The 19285-nt window shown below is 67.5% G+C and carries 24 protein-coding genes; 15 read left to right on the forward strand and 9 right to left on the reverse strand.

What is annotated here, in order from left to right:
• Positions 1-204: 204 nt before the first annotated feature.
• The 3 genes from BM140_RS00585 (at position 205) to BM140_RS00595 (ending at position 2484) form a co-directional block, all read left to right on the forward strand.
• A complete protein-coding gene (locus tag BM140_RS00585) occupies positions 205-840 on the forward strand; it encodes a hypothetical protein (RefSeq protein ID WP_091940924.1) in 636 nt (211 codons plus the stop codon).
• Positions 837-1070 (forward strand): hypothetical protein, encoded by a 234-nt coding sequence (locus BM140_RS00590; protein ID WP_091940926.1) that lies wholly within the window; start codon positions 837-839, stop codon positions 1068-1070. The genes BM140_RS00585 and BM140_RS00590 overlap by 4 nt, the downstream gene beginning before the upstream one ends.
• 448 nt (positions 1071-1518) lie before the next feature.
• On the forward strand, positions 1519-2484 hold the full coding sequence (locus BM140_RS00595; protein ID WP_131803713.1) for a YncE family protein: 966 nt from the start codon (positions 1519-1521) through the stop codon (positions 2482-2484).
• Positions 2485-2574: 90 nt separating this feature from the next.
• On the opposite strand, the gene BM140_RS25035 is transcribed toward BM140_RS00595, so the two are convergent.
• Complete coding sequence (locus BM140_RS25035; RefSeq protein WP_114435969.1) at positions 2575-3141, reverse strand: sulfotransferase family protein; 567 nt, start codon at positions 3139-3141, stop codon at positions 2575-2577.
• A gap of 684 nt (positions 3142-3825) precedes the next feature.
• Between BM140_RS25035 and BM140_RS00605 the strand changes: the two genes are divergently transcribed.
• A complete protein-coding gene (locus tag BM140_RS00605) occupies positions 3826-4200 on the forward strand; it encodes a HesB/IscA family protein (protein ID WP_091940932.1) in 375 nt (124 codons plus the stop codon).
• A gap of 194 nt (positions 4201-4394) precedes the next feature.
• Here the strand turns inward: BM140_RS00605 and BM140_RS00610 are convergent, their stop codons facing one another.
• The 3 genes from BM140_RS00610 to BM140_RS00620 all read right to left on the reverse strand — a co-directional run bounded on the left by BM140_RS00610 (position 4395) and on the right by BM140_RS00620 (position 7730).
• Complete coding sequence (locus tag BM140_RS00610) at positions 4395-5450, reverse strand: GGDEF domain-containing protein (protein ID WP_091940934.1); 1056 nt, start codon at positions 5448-5450, stop codon at positions 4395-4397.
• Between the two features lie 167 nt (positions 5451-5617).
• The gene (locus BM140_RS00615) at positions 5618-7129 is read right to left on the reverse strand and encodes a DEAD/DEAH box helicase (RefSeq protein WP_091941684.1); all 1512 of its coding nucleotides are present in this window, start codon (positions 7127-7129) and stop codon (positions 5618-5620) included.
• Between the two features lie 370 nt (positions 7130-7499).
• Positions 7500-7730: a hypothetical protein gene (locus BM140_RS00620; RefSeq protein ID WP_091940936.1), complete on the reverse strand. Its 231-nt coding sequence runs from the start codon at positions 7728-7730 to the stop codon at positions 7500-7502.
• Between the two features lie 465 nt (positions 7731-8195).
• Here BM140_RS00620 and BM140_RS00625 point away from each other — a divergent pair, with 465 nt between their 5' ends.
• From BM140_RS00625 to BM140_RS00660, 8 genes are all read left to right on the forward strand, one after another.
• The gene (locus BM140_RS00625; RefSeq protein ID WP_091940938.1) at positions 8196-9086 is read left to right on the forward strand and encodes an outer membrane protein; all 891 of its coding nucleotides are present in this window, start codon (positions 8196-8198) and stop codon (positions 9084-9086) included.
• Positions 9087-9202: 116 nt separating this feature from the next.
• Positions 9203-9748 carry a hypothetical protein gene (locus BM140_RS25645; protein ID WP_165616355.1) on the forward strand — a complete coding sequence of 182 codons (546 nt, stop codon included), beginning with the start codon at positions 9203-9205 and terminating at the stop codon, positions 9746-9748.
• On the forward strand, positions 9745-10140 hold the full coding sequence (locus BM140_RS00635; RefSeq protein ID WP_091940942.1) for a hypothetical protein: 396 nt from the start codon (positions 9745-9747) through the stop codon (positions 10138-10140). Before BM140_RS25645 ends, BM140_RS00635 begins: the two co-directional genes overlap by 4 nt.
• An 84-nt stretch (positions 10141-10224) precedes the next feature.
• Positions 10225-10485 (forward strand): hypothetical protein, encoded by a 261-nt coding sequence (locus BM140_RS00640; protein ID WP_091940944.1) that lies wholly within the window; start codon positions 10225-10227, stop codon positions 10483-10485.
• A gap of 79 nt (positions 10486-10564) precedes the next feature.
• Positions 10565-11017 (forward strand): DUF2934 domain-containing protein, encoded by a 453-nt coding sequence (locus BM140_RS00645; protein WP_091940946.1) that lies wholly within the window; start codon positions 10565-10567, stop codon positions 11015-11017.
• A 154-nt stretch (positions 11018-11171) separates the two neighbouring features.
• Complete coding sequence (locus BM140_RS00650; protein ID WP_091940948.1) at positions 11172-11453, forward strand: hypothetical protein; 282 nt, start codon at positions 11172-11174, stop codon at positions 11451-11453.
• Positions 11454-11464: 11 nt separating this feature from the next.
• A complete protein-coding gene (locus BM140_RS00655; RefSeq protein WP_091940950.1) occupies positions 11465-12148 on the forward strand; it encodes an HAD family hydrolase in 684 nt (227 codons plus the stop codon).
• Between the two features lie 123 nt (positions 12149-12271).
• Positions 12272-12481: a hypothetical protein gene (locus tag BM140_RS00660; protein WP_091941686.1), complete on the forward strand. Its 210-nt coding sequence runs from the start codon at positions 12272-12274 to the stop codon at positions 12479-12481.
• 142 nt (positions 12482-12623) lie between these two features.
• On the opposite strand, the gene BM140_RS00665 is transcribed toward BM140_RS00660, so the two are convergent.
• The 3 genes from BM140_RS00665 to BM140_RS00675 all read right to left on the reverse strand — a co-directional run bounded on the left by BM140_RS00665 (position 12624) and on the right by BM140_RS00675 (position 14005).
• Positions 12624-12917 carry a hypothetical protein gene (locus tag BM140_RS00665; RefSeq protein WP_425287029.1) on the reverse strand — a complete coding sequence of 98 codons (294 nt, stop codon included), beginning with the start codon at positions 12915-12917 and terminating at the stop codon, positions 12624-12626.
• A 217-nt stretch (positions 12918-13134) separates the two neighbouring features.
• Positions 13135-13515: a DUF6481 family protein gene (locus tag BM140_RS00670; RefSeq protein WP_091940952.1), complete on the reverse strand. Its 381-nt coding sequence runs from the start codon at positions 13513-13515 to the stop codon at positions 13135-13137.
• Between the two features lie 280 nt (positions 13516-13795).
• Positions 13796-14005, reverse strand: a complete 210-nt coding sequence (locus BM140_RS00675; protein WP_091940954.1) for a cold-shock protein — start codon at positions 14003-14005, stop codon at positions 13796-13798.
• Positions 14006-14564: 559 nt separating this feature from the next.
• Between BM140_RS00675 and BM140_RS00680 the strand changes: the two genes are divergently transcribed.
• Complete coding sequence (locus tag BM140_RS00680; RefSeq protein ID WP_091941690.1) at positions 14565-15080, forward strand: peptide deformylase; 516 nt, start codon at positions 14565-14567, stop codon at positions 15078-15080.
• Positions 15081-15185: 105 nt separating this feature from the next.
• On the forward strand, positions 15186-15560 hold the full coding sequence (locus BM140_RS00685; protein ID WP_091940956.1) for a hypothetical protein: 375 nt from the start codon (positions 15186-15188) through the stop codon (positions 15558-15560).
• 56 nt (positions 15561-15616) lie between these two features.
• Here the strand turns inward: BM140_RS00685 and BM140_RS00690 are convergent, their stop codons facing one another.
• Positions 15617-16540 carry a manganese catalase family protein gene (locus tag BM140_RS00690; RefSeq protein ID WP_091940958.1) on the reverse strand — a complete coding sequence of 308 codons (924 nt, stop codon included), beginning with the start codon at positions 16538-16540 and terminating at the stop codon, positions 15617-15619.
• A gap of 246 nt (positions 16541-16786) precedes the next feature.
• Here BM140_RS00690 and BM140_RS00695 point away from each other — a divergent pair, with 246 nt between their 5' ends.
• A complete protein-coding gene (locus tag BM140_RS00695) occupies positions 16787-18517 on the forward strand; it encodes an L-lactate permease (protein WP_091940960.1) in 1731 nt (576 codons plus the stop codon).
• Positions 18518-18713: 196 nt separating this feature from the next.
• Here the strand turns inward: BM140_RS00695 and BM140_RS00700 are convergent, their stop codons facing one another.
• Complete coding sequence (locus tag BM140_RS00700) at positions 18714-19124, reverse strand: DUF983 domain-containing protein (protein ID WP_091940962.1); 411 nt, start codon at positions 19122-19124, stop codon at positions 18714-18716.
• Positions 19125-19285 lie beyond the last annotated feature (161 nt).

Genomic DNA, 19285 nt, shown 5'->3' on the forward strand with positions numbered 1-19285 from the left:
AGGCTGTCGGCCGTGGCCCCGGATCACTCTGGGGCTACCGCCTACGGACCGGCGACCCGGGACCATCCCCAGGAACACGATTGTCGTGCCGGTCTTTTTCGATAGCCGACCAGCCGGATCATCCGGCGGCCGGGCATTCGGAGACAACGATCAAACGCGTCAGCCGAATAGGGTCTTCGGTGACCCATTAGAACGCTCTTCGTGATGTCGCGGACGATCTACAGCTTCATCATCGATACCGCGCCTGCGTTTCCCTATCAGGGCTGGCATCTGGCAAAATCGCTGTGCTTGCGCTGTGCGGCCGCGCCGGACACCATACACGTCCAACTCACGGACGCGGTCCCGTCCGAGACGGTCCGGCTGTTTGCCGCGTGCGGTTACCGCACCCACCGCCTGAGCCCCTTTGGCGATGGCAAATGGTGCAACAAGCTTGCACAACTGCCGAACCTTCTCGGCGAAACGTTCGACATCGCTGTCCTGCTCGACACCGACATGATCGCGGTCGCGGATGTCCGGACCTTTCTCTGCAGCGATTTCGTGCAAGCGAAGGTGGTCGACTTCCCCAATCCATCACTGGCGGTTCTCAGGGAACTCTACAGTCCGGCGGGGGGAGACGACGAACCACCGATCGTACGGACCGACGGAATCGACGCGCCGACGCTTCATGGCAACTGCAACGGCGGCTTCTATGCCGTACCGCGCCCATTGGCCGAGAGCTACAGCGAAGAATGGCGGCGCTGGGCCGTGTGGCTGTTCGAGAATGACGAGCCCCTACGGCGGGCCGGGCGGATGAAGAAGTCGATCAAATCCGTGCGGCGCTCGCCTTTCGACGCTCGATGATTCCTTACGCGGACGCCCCGGCGAACGTGAATTACTTCCTGCACGCGCAAGTCGAGCACAGCCGCTTCGACGCATCCCGCCCGATTGCGCTGCTACACTATCACGATACGCTGGATCCAATCGGCATGCTGGCCCCTCCGTTCCCGCTGAAGCCGGCCGAGAAAGAAGCGGTGACGCTGGCCAACGAGAGCATCCAGCTGCACCGGCATCCGACCTTGAGACCCCGCTGACGTCAGGAATTTCTGCGCTCGGACGCAGATCGCAGATGACGATACGTCTTGCTGCCGCGGAGACATCCGGACGCCGCATATAGGCCGCATCATGACTTGCCCGATGCAACCACCCAGATCTTTATTTCGAATAAATCTGCGGATCATCCGTCGCAAATATTGAAGCTCACCGCCTTTTTCGGAAATCCGCCCTTGCCGTATCAGACCGATGCTCGTTCGGTTGCAAATCGTGTCGCGCCGGACTTTCGGAGTGCTTTAGCAAGGCATCGTAGACATACAATCCATGCTGCTGTAAATCAAGTCATAAGAATCCAATCAGGTGCTCCGATATCTGCGAAAGCGGTGTGCATTGATACTCAAAGCTTGTACAAATTCCGGACTTCTTCCCGATGCCTATGCATCCTTGCGAACACAAGATGCACGCTTTTCACCATCGGGCCGCCTTCTCGTGCTGGCGCCGAAGCAGGGCCTCGTTCTACTGCAGATCGATGTGCAATCCGATCCGATCCAGATCGGGCGCCACACCCATTTGCGGTCGCCGAGCCTCGAATTTCCGCACGGTATCGAATTTTTGTCTGAAGACCTTCTCGACGTCGCGAACCGCGAAGCGGCGGTCACCTTCTATAGGCTACCAAGCGTCGAGGACTGGCAGGATGTAACACAAATCGAGGCGATCGCTGAATTTACATCCTCATGGTTCGGACCGAAAGGGGCGTCGCGGTTGAGCGACGGGCGGGGGGTGAGGTGCGGGCCGGGATCCATCCGCAGGCATCGCGACCATCTCTATATCTGCGCCAACCACACCAATACGGTCAGCAAGCATCCCTTTGCCGTCCGCGGTGGCGGGATCGAAATCGGATCCGGCGAATTGGTCGTGGAGACAGGCCTGGAACTGATCGACGGAATTTCAATCAGCCGAGACGGGCAGTGGATCGCCGTCAGCGATTCGGCCCATGGACGCGTCGCCATCTTCCGGGGGGACGACCATTCCGAGGCCTGCGAGTTGCGGGACAAAGATCTCGGATATCCGCACGGCCTCTGCTTCGATCCGACCCACAAGCGACTGTATGTATCGGACGCAGGCGAGCGCCTGCTTCACGTCTTCGAAAGTGCCGACGGCACTTGGGAGCGGTCGATGGACCGTAGCGCGTTCAGCCTACCAAGCATCGGCGACGCGGCGTTCTACAAGACAAAGCACTCGGTTCCCGAAGAGTTCCGCCCCTTGGTCGGTGGAATCAAGGGGCTGGACCTCGATCCATCGGGACGTTTCCTGATCGGAACCTGCCTGAATCAGATCATGGCCATCTTCGAAACCGTGCCGGCGACCCAAGCCACCAACGGAAAGGCACTGGAGGCAAAAATCACTGTAGACGATGAGCCGATCCTGCGTCAGGCATGCCGCGTTTCGGTGTAGGCTCGATCAGGACAGGCCGAATTTGCGTCTTGCATTCCAGTAAAATGCGACATCCTCAGACAGCAAGCTCTCGAGTGCATCTGTCACGTTTCAATCCCGCGATATGATAGGCCGGTCGGTGGATTCCGCGGTTTTGTTGAGATAGAATGAAGAGTCGGGCGGAAGCCCAATCAGATTGGACAGCCTCGGCATGTCCGCCTCGCGGGTCTCATGGAACCCAATAAAACTGAATCGTTGCAAATCAATATTTCCGAAATAGGTCTGCGACATCAACTGGCGAATCTTCGGATACCGCGCAAAATCGACAAGAGACGGACGCCCGGCAAGGAAGCGAGCGTGCAGCACGTTTTTTGGCCTCTTGAAGTTACGCCAGAAGAAGTAGATCGAAACCAGATTGTCGACCGGCTCGCGCAAGAATGTGATCATGGTCGCAGAAGACGATGCGTATCGGGCGGCTGGAAAATGCCCATGTACGAGGGTCTTACCCTCCGGAAAGTCAGAAATACCCGGATCGTCGCCAGCCAGTGGGCCACGCGCATAGTCCAAGTAGACCGCATCTCCGAGAAAACGAACGAACTGGTCTTTCAGCGATGATCCCGCCGCCTTCGGAAAGTGTACTGATATGATGCGATCACGCAATTTGTACTCTGATCCCATCACGCGCCTCGATCAGCATATGCGCTTGAAAAACGGCAAGAATTTCTTCTGCAATGAGGCATTGACCATGTATGCGCGCTCTCGTCAACATGCCAGGGCCGTGCCTCCCTGTCAGCGAGAGTGGATCGTCAGTCCTCAGGCAGAACTTGAGGGCGATCAGGCAAGTTCTACCGACAATCTGTAGTGCAAAATTATTTCGCCCCTCTTTCCGGTTAGAGCATCGCCCCGAAAGGTAGATACCGGCTTTCGGGAAAAGGCGATGCTCCAGAGCCGCATCCGACCTGATTGCATCAGGCCGGCGGCTCTCGCTCCTTGTTCTGCCGCGTATTCTTGCGACGAACCGGTATCCGCTTTGCCGGAATGCGCTCTAGGCCGGGCAGATTCATCCTGTCCTCGGACGTCGTCTTCGGCCTCAGAGTTCGCCTCGCAACCGATTCCCCCGACGATCGGCGACGGCCGCCTCAGCGGCAGGCGGCCCCCACCACCATTCCGCCGTCATCGGTCGCAGGGCCAGCCCCCCGGCCATCGCGCACGTCCGTCCGTGACAGGGCGAGCATAGGACGCCGGAATGCGTGCCGCGCAGGCGCCCTGCGGTAGACCCCCGCCCGCCGGATGCTTATCTTCGAAACCCCAAGAGGACTCACCCGCCCGGGCCTTGAACCCGGCCGCAGGAGAGAGAGCACGATGTCAGGTTTCAAGGTGATCTCGCTGACCGACCGCGCGGCGGAGCGGCTCAAGGCGATCATGGCCGATGCCGAGCGCCCGATCGCGGGCCTGCGGGTCGGCGTGAAGAACGGCGGCTGCGCCGGCATGTCCTACACGATGGAATATGCCGAGGCGCGCAAGGCCGGCGAGGACGTGATCGAGGACCGCGGCGTGACCGTGTTCATCGATCCCAAGGCGGTGCTGTTCCTGCTCGGCACCGAGATGGACTTCCAGACCACCAAGCTGTCGTCGCAGTTCGTGTTCAACAACCCGAACCAGACCTCGGCCTGCGGCTGCGGCGAGTCGGTGGCGATCACGCCCGTCAGCCCGGACCGGCTGCCGCTCCCGGCTTGATCCTCTCGGTTGTCATGCCGCATCGACCCAAAACGCGGCAGCGCCTTTAGAGCCTCGTCCTGGATATCGGATTCAGGACGAGGCTCTCCGTGATTGGGCCGCATCGTCTTTTTCCGACAGCCGGAAACCACCGTTCGGGACGATGCTCTCGCCCGGTCCCGGCCCATGGCCGGGTTCGACGAAGGAAGAGCGGATCAGGCCACGTTTGGCAGGGCGGCCGCTTGGTTCTCGTCCAGCGTGCGGTTGCGGCCGGCCCGTTTGGCGGCAAAAAGGCAGGAATCGGCGCGCTCCAGTAGCGACACCGCATTGTCGTCCGGGCGCTGCATCGCAACCCCCAGCGACACCGTCACTTTGCCGAGCGATTCGCCGGTCGAGCGCTTGACCAATTCGCGGCCGGTCACGCTGGTGCGCACCCGCTCGGCGATCTCGAGAGCGGCGGCCCGGTCGGTCTCCGGCAGAACGATGCCGAATTCCTCGCCGCCGAAGCGGGCGAGGGTGGCACCCTTCTGGCCGACATGCTCGCGCATCACGATGGCGACGAGGCGCAGCACCTGATCGCCGGTGAGATGGCCGTAGAGGTCGTTGAAGCGCTTGAAATAATCGATGTCGAGCACGATCAGGCTCGACGGGCGGTGCCCGGCGCCCGCCTCGATCGCCCGGCGCAAGCCCTCCTCGAAGCTCTTGCGGTTGCCCAACCCCGTCAGCGGGTCGGTCAGGCTCTCGAGCCGCGTCGCCTCAAGCGTCTCGCGTAAGGTTTCGATCTCGTTGCGGCTCTCGCGCATGCGCGCTTCGAGGGTGCGGTTGTTGGCGGTCACGTCGCGGGTGTTGGCGATGATGGCGGTCACCACCTCCTTCAGCCGCGCCCGGCTGGTCGCCGCGTTGGTGATGTCGTGGGTGAAGGCCTGGAGGGATTCGCCGTACTGCGCGGTCGAGTGGATCGACACGTCGATCATGTCCATGATGCCCTCGACCTCGGCGATGAGGCTCGAGTTCATCCGGTCCACCTCCATCGCGAGGCGGCGCCCGTCGATATAGGTGTCGTGCAACTGGTCGATGTCGGCGCTGGTCAGCGTGCCATTCTGCGTCGTCAGGCGCTTGATGGCATCGTTCATCAGCGGCTGGCTGCCGGCCACATAGGTGTACCAGACCGCATAGGCGCGGGGCGTCGCGGTGCTGCAATAGTCGCGCATCAGCTCGAAGCTGCGCTGCGCGAGGGCGAGACTGCGCTCACGGTCGAGGTCGGGGCTCATCCGGCGTAATCCGCTCCTCCGGACGAGGATCGTCCTTGAGCGAGTATCGCCTCACGAACCTCGCCAGGACGTTAAGAGGGACCGGGGAAACCCCGAGAAACGCTCCGAAAAGCAATGTCCATTGGCGGACATAACCCGTGAGCGCCTCCACGGCGCCCGGGAGGCAATCAGTCCTTGCTCTTGCGCGGCGCCGCGGGCTTCAGGAGGAAGGCCGGCACGTGCGATCCGAGGCCGACCGGCGTGTCGTCGTCCTCGTCGCGGTGGCGCCCGCGCGGTTCGCCGCGGCTGCGCTCGGGCGCGCGGCGGGGCTCGCGGACCGGGGCGACGGGCTCGGCCTCGCGGCGCGGCTCCGCCTCGCGGCGAGGCTCCTGGGAGCGGGCGCGCTCACCGCCCGAACGCCGGCCGGCGCGGCTCCGGCCCTCGGAGCGACCGCTCTCCCGCTCGGATCCCGTGTCGGACGACGCTCTGTCCGCCGATTCCTTGGTCGCGCTACGCCGGGTGCCGCGGCGGCGGCGCGGCTCGGCCTCGTCCTCCGCCGGTTCGGGCAGGCTGGCGAGGTCGCCGTCGAGCCACGCGATCGGCTGGCCGATCAGCGCCTCGATCGCCGAGAGCGAGCGTTCGTCCGAGCGGTTCGCCAGGGTGAAGGCGTTGCCGGCCCGGCCCGCGCGGCCGGTCCGGCCGATACGGTGGACGTAGTCTTCGGGATGGTGCGGCACGTCGAAATTGAAGACGTGGCTCACCGCCGGGATGTCGAGGCCGCGGGCGGCGACGTCGGAGGCCACGAGCAGGGGCACCTCGCCGCTGCGGAAGCCGTCGAGCGCGGCCGTGCGGGCGCGCTGGTCCATGTCGCCGTGGAGGGCGGCGACGTTGAAGCCGTGGCTGGCGAGCGACTTCTGAAGCAGCGCCACGTCGCGCTTGCGGTTACAGAAGATGATGCCGTTCTGCAGCTCATCGGCCGATCGGATGAGCTGGCGCAGGACCTTCCGCTTCTCGTGGCCCTCCGAGCCCGTCGCCACGAGGCGCTGCTCGATGGTCGAGGCGGTGGAGGAGGGGCGTGCGACCTCGACCCGCTGCGGGTTCGACAGGAACATGTCGGCCAGCCGCTCGATCTCCGGCGGCATGGTCGCGGAGAAGAACAGCGTCTGGCGCGTGAACGGCACCATCTTCACGATGCGCTCGATGTCCGGGATGAAGCCCATGTCGAGCATGCGGTCGGCCTCGTCGATGACGAGAAGCTCGACGCCGGTGAGCAGCAGCTTGCCGCGCTCGAAATGGTCGAGCAGGCGGCCGGGCGTGGCGATCAGCACGTCGGTGCCGCGGGTGAGCTTGGCGTCCTGGTCGGCGAAGGAGACGCCGCCGATGATGAGCGCGACGTTGAGCTTGTGGTTGGTGCCGTAGCGCTCGAAATTCTCCTCGACCTGGGCGGCGAGTTCGCGGGTCGGCTCCAGAATCAGCGTGCGCGGCATGCGGGCGCGGGCGCGGCCGGTCTCCAGCATGGTCAGCATCGGCAGGGTGAAGGCCGCGGTCTTGCCGGTGCCAGTCTGGGCGATGCCGAGCACGTCGCGGCGGGCCAGCACATGCGGGATCGCCTGGGCTTGGATCGGCGTCGGCTCGGTGTAGCCGGCGGCGGTGACGGCCTGGAGGACCTTGTCGCTCAGTCCGAGATCGGCAAAAGACATCTGGGGCAGGGAACCATCGCGCGTGGGATCGGCCGGTCGGTCGTGGGCCGGGCGCGTTCCGCCGGTCCTCGCGGTGCCGTCGCGCAAGCCGTCGTCGCGCATCCCGACGCGCGCGACACTTAGTGGGCTGGGCGGGCTTGTCAATCGAGCGGTGAGCATGCCTGGACCCGAAGGCCGGCAGCCGTCGCGGAGGCCCCGCAGAGGCCCCTCGGGCGTTCCGCTCCGTCGGACGCCTCGCCGGAGCGGCAGCCGACCGACCGCGGCACCCTTTGGCGCCCGGCCACACGGTGGATCGGGCTTCGCCCCCTCGGGCAGGGCCGGGCACGGCGGCCCGCACGAGATCCGCCGGCACCGCGCGCCCGTTTGATCGTCAGCGCCCGCGCAGCAGGCAGGGATCGAGAGTGGCGGCCCGCGCCGACGGCTCGATCGAGCCCGTCACCGCCGGGTCGATCCCGAGGGCCGCCACGCGCCCGGCATCGGCATCGACGGTGCGGGCGACATACTGGCCGAGCACGATCGCGGCGAGGCCCGCGGCCAGCGTCACCTTCACGGTCCAGGAGAGAAGACCGCGCGTCGCCCGCGGTTCGGGTTCGAGGGACATGGGCTGAGCGTCCGGGCGGGTTCGGCCCCGGTGGGGCGGGTGCTCGACCCTGCCCGAACGTGGTTAAGGCAGCCTTCACCCGCCTGCCTCGCAGCCGCCTCGGCAGCGGATTCACCCGCGCCCGCGCGCGATGAGGCGCGCGATGCGTCAGGCACGGCATCGAGATGGATGCCCGAAAGCTTTCATTAACCACGCGACGCGATCGACATCCGATCAAGTCTTGACTTGCCTTTCGACAAAGACCCGGACCGACAAGATGTGCGGGACGACACATCGGCTCTGACCGGGTGCAAACGGGCGCGTAAGCTTCACGTTTCGTTGACGGGTTCGGCTTAATTGCTTCGTTCATCGCAGGAGGGCGACGACATCCGGGGAAGGTCCCCGGCACTCACCAGGCCAGGATGCAGGCCGTAACATCCGGAGCGCGCGGCGCGCCGGCTCCCGCCGAACTTGCAGGAACCCGACATGAAGACCCTTCTCCTCGCTTCCACCGCCCTCGTCGCCGGCACCGCCGTGGCTTCGGCCGCCGACCTTCCCCGCCGCATGGCCCCGCCGCCGGTGTTCCAGCCGGTGCCGGTCTTCACCTGGACCGGCTTCTACGCCGGTTTCAACGCCGGTTACGGCTTCGGCACCAACGACAACCGCCGCGACCCGACCGTGATCGGCGTCAACGGTGCCTCCGGCCTCGTCGCCGCCCCCGGCGCGGCGGTGGTCAGCTTCAGCAACGGCCGCAACGCCAATGAGGGCTTCGTCGGCGGCGGTCAGATCGGCTACAACTACCAGTTCACGCCGGGCTCGGGCTTCGTCGTCGGCGTCGAGGCCGACGCCCAGTACGTCGATTTCGGCCGTGACCGGAACCGCTTCGCCGTCGCCCCGGGCTCCTCGCCGTTCCTGGCCGGCACCCAGATCTTCAACCCGAACGGCGTGTCCGGTCTCGACTACTTCGGCACCGTCCGCGGCCGCCTCGGCTACGCCTTCGACCGCACCCTGGTCTACGGCACCGGCGGCTTCGCCTACGGCGCCGGCGGCGGCCGCGACTTCGGCCTGCCGAACGGCTCCAGCAACGACTTCCGCACCGGCTGGGCCGCTGGCGGCGGTATCGAGTACGCTCTCCCGACCGACTCGTTCCTGAACTTCTTCCGCTCCTCGGCCGTGACGCTGAAGGTGGAAGGCCTGTACGTGAACCTCGACCGCGGCAACCGCACCACCGGCGCCTTCGGCGCGACCCCGGCCGGCGGCCTCGTCTACACCAACAGCCCCGGCGTGATCCTCGTCTCCGGCGGCGCTGCCCGCGACCGCAGCACCGAGTTCGCCGTCGTCCGCGCCGGCATCAACTACAAGTTCGGCTCGTACTAAGACCGATCGAGCCCGCCCCAGGGCGGATCCGGGAAGTCTCGACACCTTCCCAGGCCCGACGGCCCCCGGCCGTCGATCACCTCGGAGTCCGGCGCCCCCGCGCCGGGCTCCTTTTCGTGTCTGCGCCGCGCCGCCGCCGTGTCCCGGCCTTCATGTCCGGTTTACCATACCGGCCGATGCTGCCGGTCCGGATGCTCGTCGATGGGCTCGCCGGATTCGGCGAATGCCAGGGCGAGGCGGTGCATCCGGTGAGACAGGCAAGGGACCATCGGGCGGCGCGGATGCGGGGGCGGCCCCGCGCCATCGCGCTCTTTGCCGTCGCCGCGCTCTCGGCTATGCCCGCCGCTGTCCGCGCGGAGGGACCGCTCTACCTGCGGATTCGTCCCAACCCGGCTCCCGAGGCGTCGACCGGATCGGGGGAGGGGCGGACGGCCGGGCAGGGGCGGGACTCGGGGCGCGAATCCGTTTGGGAGCGCGCCGACCGGCGTGCCCGCATCGCGATCGCCTCGGTCTGCGCCGGATGCCTCGATCCGCGCTTTCTCGCGCGTCCGGTCGAGGCGCCGGCCCCGCTCGTGCGTGCGTCCCGTCCCCCGCATGCGGCCCTGGCCGCGGCGGAGGACGCCACCCCATCGTCCAACCCCTCGCCAGCAGGTGACCCATGAGCCAGGCCCACCCGACCACCGGCGCCACCGTCGATCCGGAATGTCCGGTCTCCCTCGAACTGCTCGGTGAGGTCTACCGCGCCGACGATTACGACCTGCCCTACATCCTGGAGACGATCCCGGCGCTGACCCGGGCGAAGCTCGCCACCTACCTCTACGGCAAGAGCCACATGCACCAGCTCGGCCTGAAGGTGGCCCGCGCCTGCGAGCGCGACGATCTGATCCGGGCGGCCGGCGAGATCGGTTCGGTGATCCACGGGCAGGCGCATCTGAAGGCCGCCCCCATGGCGGCGGAGCCCACCGTGGCCCCCACCGGCCGCGGCCGGCCGGCACCGGCTCCGAAGAAGATCAGCCTCGGCGGCTCGGCCGCCAAGGGCCGCAGCTTCGACTGACCCGAACCCCATGTTTTGACGCGCTTTCTTTCGGCGAAGTCGAGTTCGGCCTCGTCGGAAAGCGCTTCGGGAGCGCGTAGAAGAATGTTCGGACCGTGGTGGCAGCTCGGGGTCGACACGACCCTCCTCGCCTTCGAGGCGCAGGCAGTGATCGGCCTGCGGCTGGCCAAGCTCGCGGCGGGCGGCAGCGCCGCCCAGGCCGAGGCGCAGCGCATGGTGAGCGAGAAGGTCCTCGCCGCCGGCGAGGCGGCGATGCAGATCGCCGCCGGCGCCTCGACCGGCGCGGTGGTCGCCGGCTATCGCCGCAAGGTGCGGGCGAACCACCGGCGGCTCTCGCGGGGCTGATCGGCGGGGATCGTTAACCGCCCCTTAACCATGGCCTCCCATCGTTCGGCCTCACGCCGGACGACCATCAGGAGGCTTCATGCCGTTGTGCGAGCACCAGGTGCGCGAGCGCGCCTACTACATCTGGGAAGACGAGGGGCGGGGCTTCGGCCGGGCTGAGATCCACTGGCTCCAGGCCGAGGCCGAGCTGAGCCGCACCGTCGCGGCGTCGGCGGAGGTCGTGGCCGAGGCGGCCCCGGCGAAGGCGGCGAAGGTGTCGAAGCCCCGCGCCGCCAAGTCGGCGATCCGCACCCCCGTGGACGCGCTGGCCGGCGTCACCGAAGCGGCCAAGTCCCCCGCCGCCCGTGCGGCGGTGAAGCCGGCCAAGGTCGCTGCCAAGGCCGCGACGAAATCGGCCGACGCGGCGGGCGCGAAGGCTCCCGCCAAGACTGCTGCCAAGGCTGCTGCCAAAACCGCTGCCAAAGCGGCGGCGCCGAAGGCCGCTTCGCGGGCGAAGGCCCGTACCGCCGCCGAGGGCGTGTCCCTGCACTGAACCCGCCCTTCGGCAGGTACGGTTCGAGAGCCCGCCGTCCTCCGGGGACGGCGGGCTTCGCCGTTTCGGAGGGAGCCGACTTCGGGAACGCCGGGCAGGCTCGACCGTTTGATCCATGCTGCCCGCCTGGGGCGGTGCCTCGCGAGGAAGAGCCATGCGCGCGCTGACGATCGGATTGCTGGCCGCCACCCTCGGCGTGTCCCTGGCCGCGGGCTCGGCCGAGGCCGGGCCGCGTCGCGAGGCGGTGTTCGAGGGACCGGCCGTGCCGGCGGTGAGCGGACGCGCGCCCTGGAACACCCCGTGGGAATACGATTCGGGCAGCGACAACGACCGGCGCCCGGAATTGCCCTATTACCAGCAGGGCCGCGGCCAGCAGACCGGCGGCCCGGCCCGCAACCTTCTGCCCGACGACGGCCTGCACATCTTTCCGCGTTGAGCGGCGCGCCCGTGGCATCCCCCCGAGGCGCCGTCGTCTTCGACATCGACGGCACGTTGCTCGACAGCGTCGATCAGCATGCCCGTGCCTGGGTCGAGGCCTTCCGGCATTTCGGAATCGAGACCGAGGAGGCACAGGTCCGCCGCCAGATCGGCAAGGGCGGCGACCAGCTCCTGCCGGTCTTCGTCGAGGCCGATCGCCTCGCCCGCGAGGGCGAGACCATCGAGCGCTACCGCTCCGACCTGTTCAAGCGGCGCTACCTCGACCGGGTCCGGCCCTTTCCCGGTGTCCGCGACCTCCTCACCCGCCTGCGCGACGAGGGCCTGACGATCGCGCTCGCCTCATCCGGCAAGGCCTCGGAAGTCGCGAACTACCAGAAGATTCTCGGCATCGAGGACTTGGTCGATGCGGTGACGAGCTCGGACGACGCCGACCGCTCCAAGCCCCATCCGGACATCTTCGAGGCGGCACTGGCCAAGCTCCCGGACCTACCGAAGGCGGCGGTGATCGCCGTCGGCGACACGCCCTACGATGCCGAAGCCGCCGGGAAGGCGGGCATCGGGACCATCGGGCTCCTCTGCGGCGGCTTCCCCGAAGCCGATCTCTCGGCCGCCGGTTGCATCGCGATCTACCGCGACCCGCAGGACTTGCTCGACGGTTATGCCGGCTCGCCGCTCGCGGTAAAGAAGCTGTGAAGAGCGCGGCTACCATGCACGCAAGCGGGTAACCGCGAGCCGGCAAACCTATGGCCATCCGCGCCGGAACGGTCTATCAGCCCGCCCCGCGGGGGGGCAAAGCCCGCTTTTGGGATGCACTCGATGCCGACCACTGCCGAGACGCTTGCGCCGTCCTCTTCCTTCTCGGGGAAATCCCTGCACCAGCAGGTCACCGAAGCGATCGAGGACCGGGCCCTGCCGATCAGCCGGCTGCTGCGCCTGATGTGGGCGCTCGACGCCGAGCGCAGCCCCGCCAACCAGAACCTGCGCGCACGTCTGCGCGCCCGCATCGGCGCGCCCCTCGGCGCCTGATCTTTTCCAGTTTCTCGCACGGACACAGGCCTTTGCCGTTCGCGGCAGAGGCCGATTCGTATCGGGCTCTCGAAGCGGTCGGTCGAGGCGATGGGGAACGATCCCCGCCCGTCGCCTCACCTCGCGATGACGGAACGCCGCCTCAACGGTGACGCCGTCGGCGCGGGCTCTTCTTCGCCGGGCCGCCGGCCTTGCGCTGCATGCAGGAGGCCCAGATCCGGCGGCCGATCTCGTGCAGGCCGAGATTGAGCGGATCGGGCGCCGAAAACACCTGCGCCTTCGCCTCGCTGCGGCAGAAGGCGTCCTCCGCGCTGCGGATCGGCGGCTCGGCCCGCGCACTCGTCGCCAGAAGCGACAATCCGGCCGCCGCGGCCAGGACGAGCCCCCGGACCGGCGTTCCGGCCTGCTCTCGGGCGATTCGCCGAATGATGCGCAAGGATCTTCTCCCTCGGTCGCGACGGAGCCGCGTCTTTGGGGAAGTGGTGCCGCCAAAGAACGGCCTTGCCAAGCGCCGTCCGGCGAAATCCCCTTGGGATTGCGTAGTTTGACCGGAGAACGGCGGCGCCTCGCGCCGTCGTGTTCAGGCCAAAAGAAAACGCGCCGGGCTCGAAGCGTCCGGCGCGTGCGATCGTGGTTGGCGTGAAGACCGCCCGTCAGCGGCGAATCTTCACCTTGGCCTTGCGCGCCGCGTAGCGGGCATCGCGGGCGGCCTTCTTCTCGGCGGCTTCCGCCGCCTTGCGCTCGGCCGTGGCCGCCGCCTCGGCAGCCTCGCGGGCGAGCTGGGCGGCGAGTTCCGCCTCCTCGCGCAGGCGCTTCTCTTCCGCGGCCTTGCGCTCGGCCTCGATGCGGGTGCGCTCACGCTCGCGGGCCCGTTCCTCACGGGCACGGGCGACTTCGGCGCGGGCCTGGGCCTTGGCGACCAGCTCCGGATCGTCCGACGGCGGGCGGGCCTTGAATTTCTCGAGCAAGGCCGCCTTGGCGGCCTGGGAGTTCTGACGACGATCCTCGAAGTTTCTGAAGTCGAATGCGCTCATATGGCCTTTCTCGTGTGTTGATCGGGCCGGCCGCCGGATGTCTCACGCGTGATGCGAAGCACGCGAACCGAAGAATGTGCCGGGCGGCCGGGACTCGGCGCGAGCCTTATGCAACCGGCGCAGTCGATGCACCAGTGCGCCGCAACACGCAACAGAGATGCAAGGTTCCGTGTGCGGTTGCGGTAACATTTCCGCGCCTGTTGCGGCAAATCTTCGATTTGCTGCACATCGGCGATCAATCGCGACCGCCGCGGGGACAGGCGCGTGCCCCGGATACGCCTCAGGCGGCCTGAAGGTTGATCGCCGCCGGCTTGCCGCTGCGGCGGTCGTTCTCGATGTCGAACGTCACCTTCTGCCCCTCGGCGAGGCCGCGCAGGCCCGCCTGCTGGACGGCGGAGATGTGGACGAACACGTCCTTGCCGCCGTCGTCGGGCTGGATGAACCCATAGCCCTTGATCTCATCAAACCACTTCACGGTGCCGTTGCTCATGCGGGTCTCTCCTTCCCCGTCGTCGGGGGCCGCACGGGTTGCGTCCCGGCCTCAAGGCCGTCCCGATCGTCGAAGCGAGCGAGGGGAGTGGTGCCGGAGCCGCATCCCGTCCGGGATATCGGGACGGTCTCGCAAAGACCGGCCTTCGATCGACGGGGCAAACGTATGATCGAAGAGGCAAACCTGCAACCCGTGCGAAGGTTTCACGGCCTCGCGCCGGTTCTTCACGGCTGTCCTCTTGTCGACACAACCTTGGCCGTTCGTAACGGAATCGTGCTTACGCCGGAGCAGCGCGGCGGAAGAGAACGGATCAGCCTATCATTTCTTGCCGCCAAGCTCGCCGCGGCATGATTGTCAGGCCGATTCGCAATAACGTTTGTGAGAGCCGAGAGGGCCGCCCCGCCGAATCCCCCTTCGCCCGGCGCATGGGGCGCCTGCGGTCTTCGCCGTGCGACTCGGCCTCGCGTCTTCCCCCGCGATCGGGGATGTGCGTTGCACCGCGCCGCAGGGGATGGCGCGCCTCGCCATGCCCCAAAGATCTCCGGCCCCGGAATTCGCCATGCCCGTCCGTCCGCTCGTCTTCCATCCCGATCCCCGCCTGAACCGTCCGGCCGGGCCGATGGCGCTGTCGCCCGAAGCAGTGCGCGCGCTGGCCGAGGACGTGCTCGACACGCTGGGCGCCGTCGGGGCGATGGGGCTGACCGCGCCGCATCTCGGCATCCCCGAGCGGATCGTGGTGATCCGCCTCCAACCGGACGAGCCGGCCGTCACCTATGTCGATCCGGTGGTGGCCTGGGCCTCGGACGAGCGCGCCGCCCATCCGGAGGGCAGCGTCTCGATGCCCGGCGTGATCGAGCCGGTGGAGCGGCCCGCCCGCGTGCGCGTCCGCTACCGCGACCTCGACGGCGTGGAGCGGGAGGAGGAGGCCGACGGCCTGCGCGCGGCCTGCCTCCAGCACGAGATCGACCAGCTGGACGGCGTGTTCTGGACCGAGCGCCTCAGCCGCCTGCGCCGCGACAAGGCGCTGAAGCGCTTCGCCAAGCTGAAGGGGCAGGCGGCGCGCAACGGCGCGTGACAAGCGCGTGAACGAGCGTGCGGGAGCGCACCGGCCCGGCGCCCGCCCTCGCTCGGCCGCGACGGGGGCGTGATAAGATCGAATCCCTCGTCCGGGAATGCTCCGATGCGCCGCTTTCTGCCCTTCGTCGTCCTCGTCGCGGCCACCGGTGCTGCCGCACAGGGGGCGCCCGACAAGGCCGCCAAGGGACCATCCGAGCCGGTGATCGGCTGCACGTCCCTGGCCAACCTCCGCAGCCTCCTGCGCGACACCAAGGGCGACACCGGCAAGGCGCTGGCGACGATCCGCGATCCGAAATCCGACCTCGGCTGCAGCACGGTCGAACGCGCGACGGTGACCGAGATCACCGACCACGCCGCGCTCGGCGGGCGCGCCTACGACTGCCTCGCCCTCAAGGGGACGGCGGTCTGCCACTGGGTGGTGGCCGGCACGGTGACGCCGCCCGAACCCAAGGCCGCGCCGGCGAAATCCAAGAAGTAGCCGGGGAGGGGCCTCCCCGGCCTCGGCGTCGGCGCGCCTGCGTCAGCGGGCCTGCGTCAGCGCGCCTTCTTGGTCAGCTTCTGGGCGATCTCGAACATCTCTTCGGGCGCGTAGTCCGGCGTGAAGGCCGAGGGGACGCCGGTGAGCTGGTGGATCTTGCCCCCATCGGGCATGCCCTCGACCACCTCCAGTTCGCCCGGCGGATCGCCCGGCAGCGCCTGCTCGCCGTTGCCCCACAGGCCGGCGATCTCGCGGTAATCCTTCGGGCTCCACGTGTAGAGCCGGCGGTGCGAGCCCTCCTGCAGGTACTTCTGGCTCTCGGGAATCTTCGAGAGGTCGATGTTCGGGGTCGGCAGGAATTTCTCGATCTCGACGCCGGTGATCTTCTTGAGCGCCAGCGCGTAGGCGTGGGCGTGGACCGAGCCGCGCACCAAGAGGTAGCCGCAGACCTCGCGCCCGGTCGGATCGGTCAGCGTCTCGTAGACCCGCAGCTTGTGCAGCCGCGCGCCGCATTCGAGATGGAAGTTGTGCAGGAGGTCGACGACGACGTTGCCGGTCGAGGTGATGAAGTCGTTGTTCCACGAGGCGCCGTTGCTGTTGATCGGCGCCGCGCCGCCGCCGTTCGAGAGGAAGGCCGCCGCCAGGCGGATGTCCTTCATGTCCTCGAACGGCGCGCCCGAGATGTCGCCGCCGTCGCCCGTGTCGCCGTCATCGTCCGGCCCGTTGTTGAGCATGGCGACGCCGTTGCTGACGAGCTCGACATGGCCCAGCTCCTCCGCGGTGATGCTGGCCACCAAGCTGTAGAACGGCTTGAGCTTGTCCTTGCTGCGGAAGTTGAAGCTCTGGAACATGTAGTTCCCCAGCGTCGACATCTCGCCGTACTTGCCGCCGAGCAGCTCCTGCAGCGCGGCCGCCGCGTTGGGATCGCGGCGCTTGGGGGCGGGCAGTTCGGCCTGCAACTGATCGACGCGCATGAACATGGGAAGGGCTCCTTCGCCGTCGCGCCCGTGGGGGACGCGGCGGGGGAACCCCGGGCAGGCGCCCGGTATCCGAGCCTGCACCCGGTTGACGCAGGTTAAATTCGCGGGCCGGCGTTAACCTGTTGCAAACCCACGACACTTCCCCTGGATACAGAATGCCACGCGTTGAGCGGACCCTACGGCTCTGCTAGCACCCTTCGACAAGGCCCGGGCCACAAGAATCCGGGCGTGGAGGAGGACGCGTCCATGCAGACGTGGAACCAGGTCTACGACCCATTCAACAATGCGTGGCTGTCGACATTCGCAGCCTCGATCCCGGTCATCGCGCTGCTCGGCATGATCGCCAGCGGCAAGGTCCAGGCGCATATCGCCGCCGTGCTCTCGCTGATCCTGGCTTTGGCGGTGGCGGTGTTCATCTTCACCATGCCCGCCGACCTCGCGTGGCGCGTGGCCCTGTTCGGCGGCATTCGCGGCCTGTTTCCGATCGGCTGGATCATCCTCAACGTCATCTTCCTCTACCGCCTGACGGTGGAGAAGGGCTGGTTCTCGACGCTGCAGCAATCGGTGGCGGGCATCACCGAGGATCGGCGCCTGCAGCTCCTGCTCGTCGCCTTCGCCTTCGGCGCCTTCTTCGAGGGCGCGGGCGGCTTCGGCACGCCGGTCGCCGTCACGGGCGCGATCCTGATCGGGCTGGGCTTCTCGCCGCTGGCCGCCTCGGGCCTCTCGCTCATCGCCAACACCGCGCCGGTGGCCTACGGCGCGCTCGGCGCCCCGATCCAGGGGCTGGCCTCGGTCACGGGCTACGATCCCTACATCCTCGGCGCGATGATCGGACGGCAGCTGCCGTTCTTCTCGCTGATCGTGCCGTTCTGGCTGATCGCGGTCTTCGCCGGCTTCCGCGGCATGTTCGCGATCTGGCCGCCGATCCTGGTCTGCGGCGCCTCGTTCGCGGTCGCGCAGTTCGCCATCTCGAACTACATCAACCCCTGGATCGTCGATATCGGCGCCTCGCTGATCTCGATGGGCTGCCTCGTGCTGTTCCTGAAGTTCTGGCAGCCGGCCCAGATCTGGACGTCGCCGGCCCTGCGCGGCCACGATCCGTCGATCGGCTACAACAGCCCCAAGTCGCTGGGCGCCGGCGTGCCCGGCGACCTGCCGCGCCCGGTCTCGCCGACCCGCACCGCCTCGTCCTCCGAGATCCTCATGGCCTGGGTGCCGTGGATCGTGCTGTCGGTGATCCTCGGCTTCTGGGGCACCAAGTGGTTCAAGGACATCGTCGATCCGCTCTTCACCTGGAAGTACGAGGTGCCCGGCCTGCACAACGTCATCCTCAAGGTGCCGCCGGTCGTCGACAAGCCGATCCCGGAGAAGGCCGTCTTCGCCTTCACCTACATGTCCTACACCGGCACCGGCGTGCTGCTCGCCGCGATCATCTCCGGCTTCATCATGCGCTTCTCGCCGCTGCGCCTGATCACCGCCTATTTCGAGACGATCTGGGTGCTGCGCTACTCGCTCATCACCATCGTGGCGATGCTCGCGCTCGGCGTCCTCACCGGCTACAGCGGCATCGACGCGACGCTGGGTCTGGCGTTTGCCGGCACCGGCATCCTCTACCCGTTCTTCGGCACCCTGCTCGGCTGGCTCGGCGTCGCGCTGACGGGCTCGGACACCGCCTCGAACGTGCTGTTCGGCAACCTCCAGAAGATCACCGCCGAGCAGCTCGGGCTGAACGGCGTGCTGATGGCGGCGGCCAACTCCTCGGGCGGCGTGATGGGCAAGATGATCGACGCGCAGTCGATCGTCGTCGCCTCGACCGCCACCGGGTATTTCGGCCAGGAGAGCAAGATCCTGCGCTTCGTGTTCTGGCACTCCATCATCCTGGCCTGCCTCGTCGGCGGCCTCGTGATGCTCCAGGCCTACGTGTCGCCCTTCACCGAGATGGTGCTGCACGCCCCCGCCGCCGCGGGCGCGCACTGAGCCCCGCCTGAGCGGAACCCATGAAAAGGCCCGCCCCGTTCCGACGGGGCGGGCCTTTCTCGTTCGGGATTATACCAAGCGGCACGGAACAGGACCGATGGTCCCCTTCCGTGCGTCCGGCGGACGCCCGCCGCCCCGCAGTCGCGGGGGCAATCGGCGATGAGTCAGGATCATCGCCGATTGGTATGAGGCCCGCTCAAGCCGGCCCGGGCGAGCCCGGTTTGGCCGGCGCCGGGCGGGCGAGGCGCCCCTCTTCCGCCCGGTGGACGTACTGGCTCGCCACCAGCCAGCCCTTGAAGAAGCGCAAGGGCAGGGTGCAGGTGATCAGCACGATGGGCAGCGTGAGCACGAAGTGGAGCCAGACCGGCGGATCGTAGGTCAGCTCCAGCCACAGCCCGAAGGCGACGGCGGGGATCGCCGTCGTCATCATCACGAAGAAGGCCGGCCCGTCGGCCGGGTCGGCGAAGGAGAAGTCGAGCCCGCACGCGTCGCAGGACGGCGCGACCTGCAGGAATCCCTTGAACAGATGGCCGCGCCCGCAGCGCGGGCAGGCGCTGCGCACGGCGCAGGCGATCGGCGACTGGGGCGTGTAGGTGGGATCGGACATCGAACCTCGCTTCGTCGGGGCAACGGAACCCGGCGCCGATGGTTCGCTCACATCACCCCCCCGCGACATCCCGGCAAGGGTCGGCTTCACCCGGCTGGCATACGAGTCCGGGCCGGGATTAGGGCGGCGCTCCGGACGTGCCTTTCCCTTCCGGCGCCCGC

The sequence above is a fragment of the Methylorubrum salsuginis genome, from assembly GCF_900114375.1.
In the GTDB taxonomy this organism is placed as follows: Bacteria; Pseudomonadota; Alphaproteobacteria; order Rhizobiales; family Beijerinckiaceae; genus Methylobacterium; species Methylobacterium salsuginis.